General features: G+C 38.0%; 10 protein-coding genes. 4 read left to right on the top strand and 6 right to left on the bottom strand.

Annotation, left to right across the window (positions count from 1 at the left end):
• Nucleotides 1-17 precede the first annotated feature (17 nt).
• Nucleotides 18-1,562 carry a RagB/SusD family nutrient uptake outer membrane protein gene (locus tag V5739_RS13835; protein WP_423818637.1) on the top strand — a complete coding sequence of 515 codons (1,545 nt, stop codon included), beginning with the start codon at nucleotides 18-20 and terminating at the stop codon, nucleotides 1,560-1,562.
• A gap of 1,374 nt (nucleotides 1,563-2,936) precedes the next feature.
• Here the strand turns inward: V5739_RS13835 and V5739_RS13830 are convergent.
• Together V5739_RS13830 and V5739_RS13825 are read right to left on the bottom strand one after the other, a co-directional pair.
• Nucleotides 2,937-3,386: a JAB domain-containing protein gene (locus V5739_RS13830; RefSeq protein ID WP_423818636.1), complete on the bottom strand. Its 450-nt coding sequence runs from the start codon at nucleotides 3,384-3,386 to the stop codon at nucleotides 2,937-2,939.
• A gap of 61 nt (nucleotides 3,387-3,447) precedes the next feature.
• The gene (locus V5739_RS13825) at nucleotides 3,448-3,795 is read right to left on the bottom strand and encodes a single-stranded DNA-binding protein (protein WP_423818635.1); all 348 of its coding nucleotides are present in this window, start codon (nucleotides 3,793-3,795) and stop codon (nucleotides 3,448-3,450) included.
• A 747-nt stretch (nucleotides 3,796-4,542) separates the two neighbouring features.
• Between V5739_RS13825 and V5739_RS13820 the strand changes: the two genes are divergently transcribed.
• Genes V5739_RS13820 through V5739_RS13810 form a run of 3 tightly spaced genes read left to right on the top strand, consistent with a single transcriptional unit; the run spans nucleotide 4,543 to nucleotide 7,692 of the window.
• Nucleotides 4,543-5,070, top strand: coding sequence for a BfmA/BtgA family mobilization protein (locus V5739_RS13820; protein WP_423818634.1), 528 nt, complete (start codon nucleotides 4,543-4,545; stop codon nucleotides 5,068-5,070).
• A 1-nt stretch (nucleotide 5,071) separates the two neighbouring features.
• Complete coding sequence (gene mobB, locus V5739_RS13815; protein ID WP_423818633.1) at nucleotides 5,072-6,097, top strand: MobB family relaxase; 1,026 nt, start codon at nucleotides 5,072-5,074, stop codon at nucleotides 6,095-6,097.
• Nucleotides 6,097-7,692 carry a type IV secretory system conjugative DNA transfer family protein gene (locus tag V5739_RS13810; protein WP_423818632.1) on the top strand — a complete coding sequence of 532 codons (1,596 nt, stop codon included), beginning with the start codon at nucleotides 6,097-6,099 and terminating at the stop codon, nucleotides 7,690-7,692. The genes mobB and V5739_RS13810 overlap by 1 nt, the downstream gene beginning before the upstream one ends.
• Before the next feature lie 351 nt (nucleotides 7,693-8,043).
• Here the strand turns inward: V5739_RS13810 and V5739_RS13805 are convergent, their stop codons facing one another.
• From V5739_RS13805 to V5739_RS13790, 4 genes are all read right to left on the bottom strand, one after another.
• Nucleotides 8,044-9,162, bottom strand: coding sequence for a sialidase family protein (locus tag V5739_RS13805; RefSeq protein ID WP_423818631.1), 1,119 nt, complete (start codon nucleotides 9,160-9,162; stop codon nucleotides 8,044-8,046).
• A gap of 82 nt (nucleotides 9,163-9,244) precedes the next feature.
• Nucleotides 9,245-10,702: a glycoside hydrolase family 30 protein gene (locus V5739_RS13800; RefSeq protein ID WP_423818630.1), complete on the bottom strand. Its 1,458-nt coding sequence runs from the start codon at nucleotides 10,700-10,702 to the stop codon at nucleotides 9,245-9,247.
• A 27-nt stretch (nucleotides 10,703-10,729) separates the two neighbouring features.
• A complete protein-coding gene (locus tag V5739_RS13795) occupies nucleotides 10,730-12,871 on the bottom strand; it encodes a glycoside hydrolase family 97 protein (protein ID WP_423818629.1) in 2,142 nt (713 codons plus the stop codon).
• 9 nt (nucleotides 12,872-12,880) lie between these two features.
• Complete coding sequence (locus V5739_RS13790; protein WP_423818628.1) at nucleotides 12,881-15,109, bottom strand: glycoside hydrolase family 3 C-terminal domain-containing protein; 2,229 nt, start codon at nucleotides 15,107-15,109, stop codon at nucleotides 12,881-12,883.
• Between the last annotated feature and the right edge of the window lie 49 nt (nucleotides 15,110-15,158).

Genomic DNA, 15,158 nt, shown 5'->3' with positions numbered 1-15,158 from the left:
TTTAAAAAATTTAGAAAATGACGAAACTAATAAAATTTATTATACTTCCATTATTGGTACTAACAGTACTTTCCTGTTCGGAAGAAGAATTTTTAGATGAAAAATCCCCAGACCAATTAACTTCCCAGAACTTTTGGAGAAATGCCGACGATGCCCGGTCTGGTTTAGTAGCCGCATATTCAGAACTGGAGGCGCGCAGCGATTTTTGGAACGGCTGGCAGGAAGGCCGTCCCATAGTCGATTATTTTCGCTCAGATTATGTTTTACCGGGTCCCGATGCCTCTAATTATTCGCATTGGATGTCCATATATAATTTTAATTATACCGATGGTCATATCTTTCTGGACGTGCTATGGGAGACAAATTATAAGGGAATAAACTTTGCCAACCAGGTAATTGCTAATGTAGGAAAGATGACGGCAGAACAAATTTCTGAAGCTGAAAAAGAAATGATAATTGGAGAAGCCACTTTCTTGCGGGGCTACTATCATTTTAGACTGCTTACCCTATACGAGCAAATCATTACCCGTACAGAAACTATAACCAATGAAAATATAAACAAATCTTTAAGCACGCGTAGTGAAACCTGGGACCTTATCCTTAGTGATTTTAAAACTGCTTCGGAAATGCTGAATTTTGAAATTTCTCCGGAAAATCTTGGACATGCGAATAAAGGTGCGGCCTTGAGTTACCTTGGAAAAGCTTATTTGTTTAAGGCTGGTGATGAGAGTTCTTCTGAATCCGGAGATTACGAAAATGCAGCTGCCGCTTTTCAACAGGTAATAGACAGTGGAATTTACGACCTGGAACCAGACTTCGGGAGCCTCTTTAATGGGGAAAACGAAAACAACCAGGAAAGTATCTTTGAACTACAATTTAAAAGCGCCGATGCCAGTTCCAATAATTATACCCGCCTTCATGCCTTTGTTGCAGACTGGGCTATAGGAGGCTGGGGAGGAATTGAAGCCAATTACGCCCTGGTTGAGGAGATGAAACAAGAAGGAAAAGTTGCCGAAAATGGTCTTTATGACAATCGTCTATATGCTACCCTTTACTTTGATGATCCTTATTTTAATGACCCGGCAACTAACAAAATGGAAGGAAGCACCTGGGATGAATTAATAGCAGAAACATATGGCTCTGCCGATGCCAAAGATAATAGTGCTTATTTTAGAAAATGGTTGCCGGTGTATGTATACAATAATGGTTATGTAGGCGTGAACGTAGTGTTGATGCGTTATGCAGATGTACTGCTTATGCAAGCGGAAGCTTTAAATGAACTTGGAAAATCTGCCGAAGCAATGGCACTAATTAATGAAGTTCGTGCAGTTCATGGAAACATGCCTGCCCTTGACCTGAGCGGACAGGAGGAAATATTTCAGCAAATAATCCATGAACGCACAATGGAATTGACACTTGAATCTACCAGATTTTACGATCTGCGTCGCTGGGATAAATTAAAAACAGAGCTGCACGGAAAAGGCAGAACAAGTTTCAATGCAGATGAACATGCGTATTTCCCTGTTCCTCTTTCAGAAAAACAAACAAATACCAAGATTTGAATTAGCTCATTTTAAATTGAAAAGCCCGCCAAAATAGTTGCGGGCTTTACTTGTTTAAGGAAATTAGTAATTGCATCAAACATTAAAAGCTTCTTTTACGGAGAAAATCTTCTAATGTTCCTTCCCAATCATCGTTGGCAAAATAATTTATAGTGAAAAAGATTGCGACGAAATTATGATTAAACACCATTACCTATTGCGAGACAAATACCGGATACTAGAAGAACCTGAATTAGCCCATTCCAAGGATTACATAGTGATTAGATAATGCTGTACTGACTGCCTATGGTTTGGACAAAGGAAACGATTTACTTGACCAATTGCTGGAATTATAATTTAGTGTCGTCTCCATAATTGAACAGAATCAAGAAATTCAAAAGCCTGGAATCCCTAACTAAGTTCAAGATAAAGATGAATTAGTAAGTAGCCACAGTGTTGAAATGAAATCAGGATAGAAATCAGTATTTTTTCCTTTCTTCAAAAAATATAGATCAGGATTAATAATTTGAGGCAAATCTTCAAATGTTTCTAAACCAGGTTCTTTTCACTTGATATAATCTTAAGGGTATTCGCCAAAATTTTCAGAGCTAAATCAACTTCCCCGAGATGTGTCCGATGACCGACAATGGCACATCTAATATAAACCTTATATCAATCACCGTAGATGAGAAAAATACCATTCCATCCTAGTGAAGGGCCATTATCAGCTGTTTATTAATTTTATTCTTGTCGCCTTCAGGGAATCAAAATATGGAAATAGTGAGTTGAGGGCGAATATTAGTTTCAAATCCTAGCTTAGAAATTTTGTCATGGAAATATCTGGACAGCAAAAGCTTTTCTCTTAGATTAGTTTTAAAGGGTTCCAGCCCATGAATTTGTATAGGCAACCACATCCTCCACCCACGAAAATGTTTACTCAATTCCAATCCCGAATCTGCCGGGTCTATATCCGTATTCTCGTATGCATCCATCTAAAACCCATAATGGATCGAGCGAACCGCTTTTCCTGAGATGAAGGTTCTGCGGAATGGAAGGAAATGTGGTGCGCTCAATATGGTCACTTTTCTACTGCCAATTAATTACTAATTAAATTATAGCAGCAATAACAGGGGTTTTTAGTGGATTTAATGACAGTGCAACTAAATCTGGTCTACTTGCACCAACAACTAATTACCATAAACAACTCATCTTCAAATAATTAAATTATGTTCAATTAAATAACACCGCTTTAGCGTGTTATCCTCTTGCTATCCTTTTTACCAGCTAATTAAGTTGCTGCTCCTGAAAAAAAGCATTCACCAACTGAAGCGGTTAAAATTGATCTTAAACAAAAAAAAAGCCGGATCATTTCCGGCCTTTAAAAGATCAGGTTTATTATAAGAGTCCTTCATCAGCAAATGAAAAGTACTTGCCTTCCGGAGTAATAATCAAGTGATCCAGGAGCTTTATATCGAGAAGCAAACCTGCCTCTTTAATTTTCCGGGTCAGGGCTTTATCGTTCTGGCTGGGCAAAAGAGTTCCTGAAGGGTGATTATGAGCAACAATAACTGCTGTGGCTAATGATTTAAGGGCCACTGCAAAAACTATCCTCAGGTCTACCAGTGTTCCGGTAATACCTCCTGTGGATATTTCAACTATACCTTTCACCCGGTTTCCATTGTTGAGGAGCATCAGCTTAAAACATTCCTGCATGGCAATGTGGTTCAAGTTCCATTGGCAAAAGAAATTCTCAAAAGCATCATTAGAAGAAGATATTTTTGGTGCTTCCTTTATTCTCATGTTGCCAAGGTATTTCAGAGAAATTTCATTAACTTTAGTTTTCATAGGTTCAGATTAATTAATTAAATAAAGAGGGGCAAACGAGCATTTGCACCCTCTTTTATTTTTAAGCCTTTGTGGAAGAACTGCCGAGCAAAAGAATTTCACTGGCGATTATTTCAGATATATATCTTTTGGATCCGTCTGAGATCTCATAAGATCGGTTGGAAAGTTTTCCTTCTACGGCAATCTCTCTTCCTTTGGAAACATACTTCTCCACTATTTCAGCGGTATTACCCCAACAAATAATTTGGTGCCACTGAGTTTGTTCAACCTTATCACCCTGTGCATTGCGATAAGATTCATTGGTGGCCACTGAAAAAGAAGCCACTTTTTTGCCATTTTCAAGGGTTTTGGTTTCGGGTGAATTTCCTACGTTCCCGATGAGCTGCACTTTGTTTCTAATTGTTCTCATAACATTAAGTATTTAAAGATTATTAATGGATTTACTTTTTATATCCTGAGCGTTTTCCTTTTTGTTTTTCTTTGGTGCCGCTTCCTTTTTGATGTTGCTGTTTGATTTCATAATTCCTGTTTTTGATTTACTTCCCATAGAGCCATCGCTGTTACCTTTTTTGTTGCTGTATGATTTTTAAACATTCGGAATTGATAAGGACTTATAAAAAGGAGGCACGACTGGCTTATGCAGTCCGTCAACTTCCGAATGTTGTTACTTTGCTTACAAAAAAGGTTAGATACAGCGCAGGCTCGGGAGTATTCAAAAAGTAATATGAGAAGAACAGAACATCTGGAAGTGGCACCAAAGCCATAATATGAAAATCCACTTTTAGCGGACTTCATCCCCAATTACGTATTGTAGCGCAGCCTTCTGAAAAAAATAATTTTCCGGCGTAGCGAAAAGGAGAAATTGGGGATGATGTCCAGGAAGTTTTAAAGCGAAGCTCTTTTCCCGAAATGAAGCCTTTTTGCGGAATGGAGCGGAAATGTGCTGAGCGGCATTAGCTCGCCCAAAAGCATTTTTTCACAAGCACCACATTAGACTCTCAATTTATCAAATATCATTTGTGAAATGAAAACAGCCTTTTCTTAGAGATTTGATTAAAGGTAGACGATCTATATCTTAAAGTTCCTTTGAAAATGGCTACTCAAGTCCCGGAGATATTATTTTGATATATCACATTTACTGAATCTGGATCAAGAAATGAGCACATTTTCCACTATTAGTATCAAGGTAGAAACGGCTAAAAGGTTCCGCACGTTCTCAAAGGAGACAGGAGGATCAAATACAGAAGTACTGGAGCTTATGCTGGAATATTTTCACAAGTACCAGATCTCCCCCAGTCACAAAGCTAAAATAGATTTGCCAGCATTGGATGAAAAAATACAAAAGCGACTTAATGCTATAGTGGCAATTATAAAGGAAATAGAAAAAACCCAAACCCAGCCTACTCTTGCGATGTTACAGTTACTTTTTGATCCTGCTCAGGCAACTTCCATTTCTTCCAGCCGTATCCCATTGCCCCCTGTACAAGAGATCTCTTCCCCTATAAAACCCGCCAGAGAGGGAAATATTTTCGTGGACAGAGCCAAGGAAGAAATAAAAAAGGATCTTGAATATATACTCAGTAAGGTAATCCTTGTCAAAAGGACATTCGGTCCCGACAAGTACGTGCTTGAAATGGAAGGAGAAGAGTTAGAAAGAATGAGAAGGAAATTAAACGCTTATTGAAATGTACCTTACCATCACACCCCAAAAAATAGGAGGCAATTTCACCAGTAGTGTTGCTGACTTTGTCACCTATCTGGAAAAGGAGAATCGGGACCAACCCCTTGAGAAAATGAATTACTTCTTTAACCAAACCGGGAATCAAATTTCAGAGCAACAGGTAATTGGGGAAATAGATGCCAATTCGGCTAAACTTAGAAAAACAGAACCCAGATATTATTCCCTAACCATTAATCCCAGTCAATATGAACTCAGGCATATCCAGAATAACTCCACGTCTCTAAGAGAATACACCTTAGAGGTCATGAAAAATTACGCTAAAGCTTTTAACCGGGAGATTGAGGGAAAACCAGTGAGTATAGAAAATCTAAAATTTTTCGCAAAAATAGAATACCAGCGCAGTTACCATCATTATGATAAAGAGATCAGGGAGAATTCTCCCTACATGAAACAAATAGTCAAACTTGAACATGACCTTGTGAAAATTAGAAGAGGAGACATGGATGGAGATAGTCAAAAAGTAAGGAAGGAAATCAGCCGACTTATTAAGGAAATACCACACACAATAGGTGGAAAACCCATTAAAGAAGGTATGTTAAAGCCGGGGCTTCAAACCCATGTACATGTTATTGTCAGCCGGAAAGATGCTACCAATCGTTACAGCCTTTCACCCGGGAGCAAATACAGATCTTCAACCGTTGAGATGCACGGCAGGACGGTAAGAAGAGGATTTGACCGAAATCAGTTTTTTCAAAGTGCTGAAAGGACCTTTGACAGAATGTTCCAGTACCAAAGAAATTATGTAGAAAAATATACTTCCAGGAAAGAGCTGCAAAAAAATCCCGGGCTGTATTATTCAAAGCTTATGAGATTACCAGTAAATGAGAGGCAGTTGGCTTTCAATTTACTCAGAACTGCAGGTATGACACTGCCCGCTACGGGGTTCACACCAGCCCAGGTACAATTGGCGATCAAAAAATTCAGAAAAGCTATTGGGTTAACTGTGAGGTCATCTTCCATTCATTACTGATGATTCCAGGTTTATACATATTATGGACGGTCATTTACGCAAGCATTTGCAGCCTGTTTATTCTTCACTTAAAACAGTTCAAAAAAGGTGTTTTTTTCAACCAGTTTCTTCTTGTGTTTTTCAGCTGGAGCTTACTCCCCCACCCTGCCGACTTAGCAATCTATTTGGAGCTTTTACTGAAATTATTCTTGCCGGCATCAGTTTTGAATTTGAGCCTGTATTGTTTTGTCTTACCACAAGAGCAGGTTTCAGGAGTAAAAAAGTACAGAGCAAAACTACCACTGGAGGACGGGAATCTGGTATTAGAAAACATCAGGAGAGGAGTTTCCATTATTGGAGCTGCAGGAAGCGGCAAGACAGAAAGTGTGGTATATAATCTACTGAAGCATTTCAGAAAATATTCCTTCAGCGGTTTGTTACACGATTACAAGAATTTTGAACTTACAGAGATTGCTTATCCCCTTTTTAAATCGGGAAAGCTTCCCTTTTACATCATCTCCTTTGACCGGATATACCACAGGGTCAATCCTATTGCTCCCAGATACATGATCGATGAAGAAAGCGTGAATGAGGTAGCGAGGGTACTCCTGGAAAACCTTCTGGAACAAAAAGAACTTCTCGCCTCAGGCACCACAAAATTCTTCAATGATGCCGTGGAAGGACTAATTGGGGGAATGATCTGGAAATTAAAATCTGATTATCCGCAATACTGCACACTTCCCCACCTTATAGCAGTTTACCAGAGCATGGATACTGCAGAACTGGTTAGCTTTCTCAGTGGTAATATCACTTCGAGGTCAATGGCAGATGCTTTCATAAGTGGGATCGCATCAGAGCGGCAGACAGCAGCTGTTAAGAGCAGTCTTGCCAATGCTTTGAAAAAGATCTGTACCCAAAGAATCTTCATGGCCCTATCAAAAGATGAAGTCCCTTTAGACATTAATAATCCTGAAAATCCTGCAATAGTATCGATAGTCAATAATCCAAAATATGAAACCGCCTACTCCCCTGTCATAGCGACTACCATACATACTATAACGAAGCAGATGAGCATTCGGGAGCGAGATGCCTCCTTTCTTCTTATGGAGGAAGCCCCTACCCTGCGTCTACTCCATATGCATCGTGTGCCGGCAACCCTTCGTAGTTATAACATCTCCACTATTTATGTAATGCAGGACAAGATTCAGATTGACCTGCTTTACGGAGAAAAAGCCAGCAAAGCAATCCTGAGCAATCTGTCGTACCAATTCTTCGGAAAAGTAAATGATCCCGATACCGCGAAATACTACGAACAGTTCTTTGAAATTATACAGAAGGAAAGCATCAGCATCCACCAGGGAGGAAATCTCAATTTTGATACCCGTATCACGAGGAGCCATAGGGATACTACAAAAATCCGATTTGATGCCTTCTTCCGATTGAGAGCCGGAGAATTTGTGAGTTTTGCCGATGGAAAAGAGAAGAAAATTCGATTCGCTCGTCCTGGAATAAAGAAAGCATTACCCGGAAAATTTTGCGAATTTTCAGAAGAAGAAATAAGGGAAAATTATTACAGAATATTTCAAGAGATTCGGGATGAAATCTTGAATAAATAGACACTTAGTTTGTTTACATTCAGTTCTAGGTTTAACCTATCCCTAAAGTGTTTAAGTTCAAAATAAAGGGGATTGACTTTTTCTAAAGTTCAACCCTTTCTTCATATATAATAGCGAACTGAATGAGGACAATTCTCCAATTTCTAATTGGCACTGACCACTTTTTTGAGGCTTTCCGTAGAGCCAAATATACTGATTCTACTGTAGCTTGTTTTGTGGGAGCATTGTAGTTGAGCTTCATGTCTCTGGTAAAAGCTTTTTTATCTTTCCAAACCAATTGATATAATCATGTCTGAATTAAATTATTAAAAAAAATCAGACAAAGTTTGTTTTACAACCTCGTTGTAATAATTATAATTGTTTTGGATCAATTACTACATGTTTTATCGCTTTTCTGTCATATGTATAAGTGGCATGTACAAGACCATCGGAAGCTTGTATGATTGCTGGATAAGCGTAACCGTATTCTAAAGGTTCATTTTCGATGGTCATTAGTGGATTCCAATTTAATCCATCTTCAGAAATAGCCAAATTCAAAATATCTCGACCTCTATTTTCTTTTGTTTTTAATTTATGATTATAAATTAATAAATATCTTCCGTCATTTAAAGTAATGGCATCAGTTCCCGAATTAGGATTTGGTAGATCTAGAGCTTCCAATTTACTCCAGGTCTTACCTTTATCTTTTGACCAAGATTGAGCAATTACTCCTTGTCTTGTTCTACAAAGCACCATTAATCGCCCATCCAAGAGTTCTAGAAGACTGGGCTGTATAGCATCAAAATCTTCTCCGTCATTAATAGGACCAACTACTTCCCAATTTCTTCCATTATTTTTGCTAATTTCAAAATGAACCATCCATTTTATGTCTTCATCTTCAATTCTCTCAATACTCGATGGACTCATTATTGTACCATCATTCAGTTGTATGGGTTTATTTTTTACAGGTCCTAGTAGTGGACCAATAGCTGGATCTTCTCCAATGGATTCGGCGTCCGTCCAGGTTTTACCGTTATCACTAGAAGATTTTAACATTCCCCACCAATCCTGAGGATTCGGACCTTCTTTATAGAAAAGTAATAAAGGTCCGTCTTTAGGCAAAAAAAGTACGGGATTCCAGGTGGGATAACTTAGAGAATCATTTTTGTAACCGTTTGCTACTTCTACCGGATAGGTCCAGTTTCCATCCTGAAATCTTGAAACTCGAATTCCTACGTCAGGATGTCCCTCGCGGGTACCGGCGAAAAATGCAGTGACCAGTCCAGTTGGTGTTTCTACAATGGTAGAGGCATGAGCCTCTGCGGCCGGCATTTTATTTAAATCGTAAATAAATTCCCTAGATATTAAAGCGCCTTTTCCAATTTCTTCTAAAGGTGGTATTGAATATTTTTCAGTTTTATTATAGTTAATTTGACTGTAACAATTTGCAGTGATAAAATTAGCAATTACAATAATCATTAAATTTTTCATACCAATACCTCATTAAATACTCAGGTCACCACTGAGAAATTCCATTTGTCCTTGTGTATTATTAATAATCAGATTATGATTTTTAATATACCAGAGACTGCATTGCATGTGCAGGAATTACAAGTTTTGCAGCCTTATTGCCTACTAAAAAGTTATATTCGATTTCATCGTCTGTTTTATTCATCACAACAGTCACCATTTTTCCGCTTTCGTTAACAAACGATGTACTTAATAGAACGCTTCTACTCACAGCGGTACTCATTCTTTTAGCTCCTGGTCTTATAAACTTTGAAAAATGCCCTAGATAATAATATGTAGGTGTAAAGATTAACTCTCCAGATCTTGTATCAGCATGTACAGGAGCAAAACAAAAATTTTCTACGTGATTTGGCCCACCATTTTCATCGAGGAGTATATTCCAATCTGTCCAAGCTACAGTACCACTATTAAAATCATTAATTATAGATGAACCATAACGTTCGGCGTTAGGCCAGTAATAATATTTATCAGCATCAAAGCCTTCTACAGTACCTTCCGTGAATATGATATTTTTAGTAGGAAATGATTCATTTACCTTTTTAACATTCTCGTGCATCGGGTCGCCTCCGGCCCAAGTTTCATACCAATGAAATCCAATGCCCCACGCATATTTAGAAGCCTCCGGATCATTAAAAATGGTATTAGCACGATTATTTATCAAATCTCGATTATGATCCCAAACCACTATTTTTTTATCTCCTAAACCTTCTTTTTCCATGGTGGGACCCAAATGATATTTCAAAAAATCCCTTTCAGCTTCTGCTGTGTAAATGCAAGATTCCCAACGCTGTTTGGCCATAGGTTCATTCTGGATAGTAATTCCCCAAATAGGCATACCTTCATTTTCATAAGCCTTGATAAATTTGGTATAATATAAAGCCCAACTTGCTTCATATTGAGGAAGCAGAGTACCGCCTTCTAACATATTACCATTGCTTTTCATGAAAGCGGGCGGACTCCATGGAGAGGCATAAAGCAAAACCTCTTCACCAACGGCTGCCATAGCTTTCTTGATGAGAGGAATTCGGAATTTTTTATCATGTTTTATACTAAAGGTTTTCAAATCCGTGTCTCCTTCCTCAATATAAGTGTAACTTTTACTCGAAAAATCGGAACTGTGAATTGTGGTTCTCAAAAGGGTGTATCCAATACCTTTTTCAGTGTCAAAATATGCATCTAGAAACTCTTGTTGTTTACTCTTGCTTAAAGTAGCAAAGACTTCTGCACTTGCATCAGTAATTGCTCCACCAATTCCCATAAGGGTTTGAAAGGTATGTTCAGGATCAACAAAAATAGAAATCTCACCTTCTAGTGGTTGCTGGGTTTTTGAGAACACAAGAGTATCTGTCGGGCTAAGCCTAAGTTCCGTATTGCTTGCAGTAGTGTAAACTGAAATTTTATTAAATTCTTTATTTAATATCGAAACATTCTGAGGGTTGTTCTGAGCTTTACAAAAAAAAGAAAGAAGCAGAAGTAGAGATATTAGCCTGTAATTTTTCATGACAATATTTTTAATATTTTTTGGATTCTATAATTTTTTAATATCCTTCATAGCTTCAGTGTCCGCTTTAGTAATACTGATCGCAAAGCCCCCACCAGGGGCTGAAAACTGCTTTAATCTGGATTTGCTGTTTACTATTACTTTTCGAATTTCATAAGCTTGAGGGTTAGTCTTGTAATGAGCATCTGGCGCATCTGAATAAATCGTAACAATATATTTTTCGCCTTTATTTAGAAAATCAAATTTTATATTCGATTCACGTGGAGTTTCACCATTCACATTTCCGATAAACCAATTACTGGTTCCTTTTTCTTGCCGAGCTACCGTAACATAATCTCCTGGTTCTGCTTCCAGATAAATACTTTTCTCCCAATCTATAGGTACATCTTTAATAAACTGAAATGCATCGAGAAACCTTTCATAGTTTTCGGGCAAGTCTGCCGCCATTTGTAAAGGGCTGTACATCGTGACATAAAGTGCCAGTTGATTTGCCAGCGTACTGTTTACATGAGAATTATTTTGAGGGTTGAGTTTACTGATGTCCATCTCAAAAATTCCGGGAGTATAATCCATAGGACCGCCTATTAGGCGGGTAAAAGGCAATACTGTCACATGATTAGGCTTAGAACCGCCAAAAGCCTGAAATTCATTCCCACGCGCTGACTCATTAGCGATTAAATTTGGCCACGTTCTAGCAATCCCGCTAGGTCGAACTGCTTCATGGGCATTTACCATAATATTGTAATCAGCAGCTTTTTCAATCGCGTATTGGTAATGGTTTACCAACCACTGATTGTAATGGTTTTCACCCCGGGGTAGAATATCTCCTACATATCCACTTTTCACAGCATTATAACCATGTGTTTTCATAAATTGATAAGCCGTGTCTATATGTCTTTCATAATTTCGGACTGAAGAAGAAGTTTCGTGATGCATAATCATTTCAACTCCTTTGCTTTTAGCATATTTTTGAATTTCGTCGACATCAAAATCAGGGTATGGCGTGACGAAATCAAAAACATAATCTTTGGAATGACCAGCCCAATCCTCCCAACCAATATTCCACCCTTCTACGAGTACCCCATCAAAATCATGCTTGGCTGCAAAATCAATATATTTTTTAACGTTTGCCGTATTCGCTCCATGATTTACATTAGGTTTTATAGCTTCATAATCGGTAATACCCAATCTTACTGCTTTTAATTCATTGGTGTATGCCCAAGAGCTTTTCCCTGTTATCATCTCCCACCAAACACCAATATATTTCATTGGTTTAATCCATGAGACATCTGCTATTTTTGAAGGTTCGTTTAAGTTGTAGGTTATTCTGGAAGACAAAATGTCTCGCGCACCGTCACTCACCATTATAGTTCTCCAAGGAGTAGTAAAAGGAGCCATAAGATATGCTTTATCTCCGTTGGCAAGCGGAGTAAGCCAAGATTCAAAAACCATATTTTTAACATCGAGATTGAGGTGCATGGCCGGATAATCTATTAAAGCAGCTTCATGTATATTAATATATAATTCATCATCAGTTTTTAACATTAAAGAGGTTTGCACTCCTGTTTCTGAAAACGAAGTTTGAGACATATTCTCAGTAATGGCGTTTTTCATCATCGTTTGAATCTCAGATAGTCGAGATTCAGTATAATCGTATTCTTGGGTGTCATAATCACCCGGTATCCACCATGCTGTATGATCACCGGTTAATGCAAATTGTGTCTTTTCATCTTTAATAACAAAATGCCCTAAATTGTCCTGTTGCGGAAACTCATAACGAAATCCGAGCCCCTCGTTAAAAAGTCGAAACCGTAAAACCATTTTTCGATGAGTATTTTGCTGCTCTAAATTTATAGTTATCTCATTGTAATGATTTCTGATTTCCTTCTCCTCTCCCCACACTGGTTTCCAGGTTTGGTCAAAATTAGAATGCTCTAATTCTAGGATATTGAAATTTCCAATCAAATCTTCTTCCTTCTTTAGACTCAAGCCTAAAGAGCTGGGCTTTATCACCGGCTGCTTTTTGTAGGATAATTTATATGTGGGAACACCTATATCAGAGAGCCAAAAATCCATGATAAGTTGTCCGTCTGGAGACTTCAGCTCCTGAGCTCCAATTGAAGTGTAAAGTCCAGATACGATGAACAAACAAAAAAATAACTTTTTCATAAAATATTTCTAATCAACTCTTAATGAAATTGTTTGCAAAATATTTCTGGAAGAATTGCCTATATGCAACAAGTATTCACCACTTTCGACTTCCCAATCTTGTTTCTCTACATTATAGAAAGCAAACTCGCTTATCGGAATCCGAATGGTAACTTTTTCAGATTTTCCGGGCTGTACCATTACTTTGGAAAAACCTTTTAATTCTTTAGCAGCTCTTTCTATCCTAGAAGTGGGTTTTGATAAATAAACCTGAACGACCTCTTTTCCCGCCCTTTTTCCGGAGTTTTCTACGTCAAGAGTTATTACTACACTATCATCAACAGAATATGTTTCGGATTTATCCACTGCAGCATTTTTAAAATTAAAGGTAGTGTAAGAAAGACCGTAGCCAAAGGGATATAAGGGCGCAATATTTTTAGTATCAAACCAGCGGTATCCCACTAAAATACCTTCTTTATAGGTTACAGAATCATCGCCGGGAAAACTTTTAGTAGCATGTGCTGGCGAATCTTCCAGACGTTTAGGCATAGTCCATGGCAATTTACCCGATGGATTAACATCTCCTGTCAATACATCTATGAGTGCATTTCCCCCCTCTGAACCATTGAACCAGCTCCATACTAGGGTAGATACGCTCGAATTAACTTCTCTGAGATCATAAGGAGCTCCAGCTATTAGCACCGCAATAGTATTTGGATTGACCTCTTTTATCTGTTTAATCAATTCCACTTGACCAAAGGGTAATTCTAAATCTTTTCTATCTGAAGCTTCCGATTCATAATCACGGTTCGAACCGGCAAATATTATTACGATATCAGAATCTTTCGCTACCAATTTGGCTTCTTCTAGTAAATCGAGATTTAATTCATTTATAGTACCTCGGCCATGGTTCTGATTATTCTCACTTTGCCCCACATAATTCTCTTCATATCCTCTAGCATATTCAATTTCAATATTTTGTGGTAATTTTTGTTCTAATGCTTCCAGAGGAGTAATTTCTGTTTTTGTTTTTACTCCGGCTCCATATCCTCCTAAACCAAATTTTCTGGTAGCATTAGCTCCAATTACTGCAACTTTCGATACTTTTTCTAAATTCAAAGGCAATAAATCTTCATTGTTTTTTAATAAAACTATTGCTTCAGAAGCAATTTTGTAGGCATCTTCTAAGTGCTCTTTTGTATTTCTGCTTCCTGTTTTTCGATCAGTTGAATCGATGCTTTTAATATTATACATTACTCGCAAAACTCTGCGTACAGATTCATCGACTTCTGCTTCAGACAATTCTCCGCCCTTGACAGCTTTAATAAGAGGCTTCGCAAAATAATAATCTTCGAATGGACCATCTGTTCCCATTTCAACATCAAGACCATTCTTTAAGGCCTTTACCGTACTATGAACAGCGTCCCAATCTGAAATCACAATTCCCTCAAAACCCCATTCATTTTTTAAAATATCGTTCAGTAAGTAATTATTTTCATTGAGATAATCGCCTCTAAATTTATTATACGCGCCCATAACACTATAAGCATTGCCTTCTATGACTGCCGCCTTAAATGCTGGCAAATAAATTTCGCGAAGAGTGCGTTCATCCACATTTACATCTACAGTACCTCTATTCGTCTCTTGGTTATTTACTGCATAATGTTTGATACAGGCTGCAACATCATTTTCTTGTACTCCTATTACATAAGGAACTACGAGCTTTTTATTTAAAAAAGGGTCTTCCGTGAAATATTCGTAGGTTCTTCCACCTAGCGGGGTCCTAATTATATTAAATGCGGGAGCTAAAAGAACATCTTTGCTCCTGTCTCTCGCCTCTTCTCCTATACTTTTGCCGAAAGTATAGGCCAAATCCGGATTCCAAGTAGCCGCCACCGCTCCGCCAGCAGGATAAAAAGTAGCAAAATCATTTTCCCACCCTAATGGTTCCCAAGAATCACGTGAAATTTCCTCCCGGATGCCCAAAGGACCATCAGCCATAGTTAATGCTGGAATTCCCAGCCGTTCAACACCGGCAGTGGTAAATTTACTATTGCCATGAAGCATGCCCGATTTTTCTTCCAAAGTAAGTTTGTTAATAAGACTATCTATTTCGGCTTCATAATTTAAGTTCGAAATAGGAGCATCAAGAAGCGAATCTGAAGAAGAATTATTAATTTGCTTGTGCTGGCTTGTACATGAAGCAAAAGAAAAAGCGAATGCCATTCCTACCGTAACCTTCAAAATATTTTTTTTCATAATTAAGGTTTATTGTGAAACTAGATATATCCAGTATTTATTATTAAAA

Source organism: Salinimicrobium sp. TIG7-5_MAKvit, assembly GCF_049569215.1.
In the GTDB taxonomy this organism is placed as follows: Bacteria; Bacteroidota; Bacteroidia; order Flavobacteriales; family Flavobacteriaceae; genus Salinimicrobium; species Salinimicrobium profundisediminis.
The sequence above is the reverse complement of the archived record's forward strand: the minus strand, read 5'-3'. Positions and strand labels throughout refer to the sequence as shown.

What these genes read in the sequence shown, in the direction of transcription:
- V5739_RS13790 (WP_423818628.1), bottom strand. Translation starts at nt 15,109, where the DNA reads ATGAAAAAAAATATTTTGAAGGTTACGGTAGGAATGGCATTCGCTTTT.
- V5739_RS13830 (WP_423818636.1), bottom strand. Translation starts at nt 3,386, where the DNA reads ATGAAAACTAAAGTTAATGAAATTTCTCTGAAATACCTTGGCAACATG.
- V5739_RS13795 (WP_423818629.1), bottom strand. Translation starts at nt 12,871, where the DNA reads ATGAAAAAGTTATTTTTTTGTTTGTTCATCGTATCTGGACTTTACACT.
- V5739_RS13805 (WP_423818631.1), bottom strand. Translation starts at nt 9,162, where the DNA reads ATGAAAAATTTAATGATTATTGTAATTGCTAATTTTATCACTGCAAAT.
- V5739_RS13835 (WP_423818637.1), top strand. Translation starts at nt 18, where the DNA reads ATGACGAAACTAATAAAATTTATTATACTTCCATTATTGGTACTAACA.
- mobB (WP_423818633.1), top strand. Translation starts at nt 5,072, where the DNA reads ATGTACCTTACCATCACACCCCAAAAAATAGGAGGCAATTTCACCAGT.
- V5739_RS13810 (WP_423818632.1), top strand. Translation starts at nt 6,097, where the DNA reads ATGATTCCAGGTTTATACATATTATGGACGGTCATTTACGCAAGCATT.
- V5739_RS13820 (WP_423818634.1), top strand. Translation starts at nt 4,543, where the DNA reads ATGAGCACATTTTCCACTATTAGTATCAAGGTAGAAACGGCTAAAAGG.
- V5739_RS13825 (WP_423818635.1), bottom strand. Translation starts at nt 3,795, where the DNA reads ATGAGAACAATTAGAAACAAAGTGCAGCTCATCGGGAACGTAGGAAAT.
- V5739_RS13800 (WP_423818630.1), bottom strand. Translation starts at nt 10,702, where the DNA reads ATGAAAAATTACAGGCTAATATCTCTACTTCTGCTTCTTTCTTTTTTT.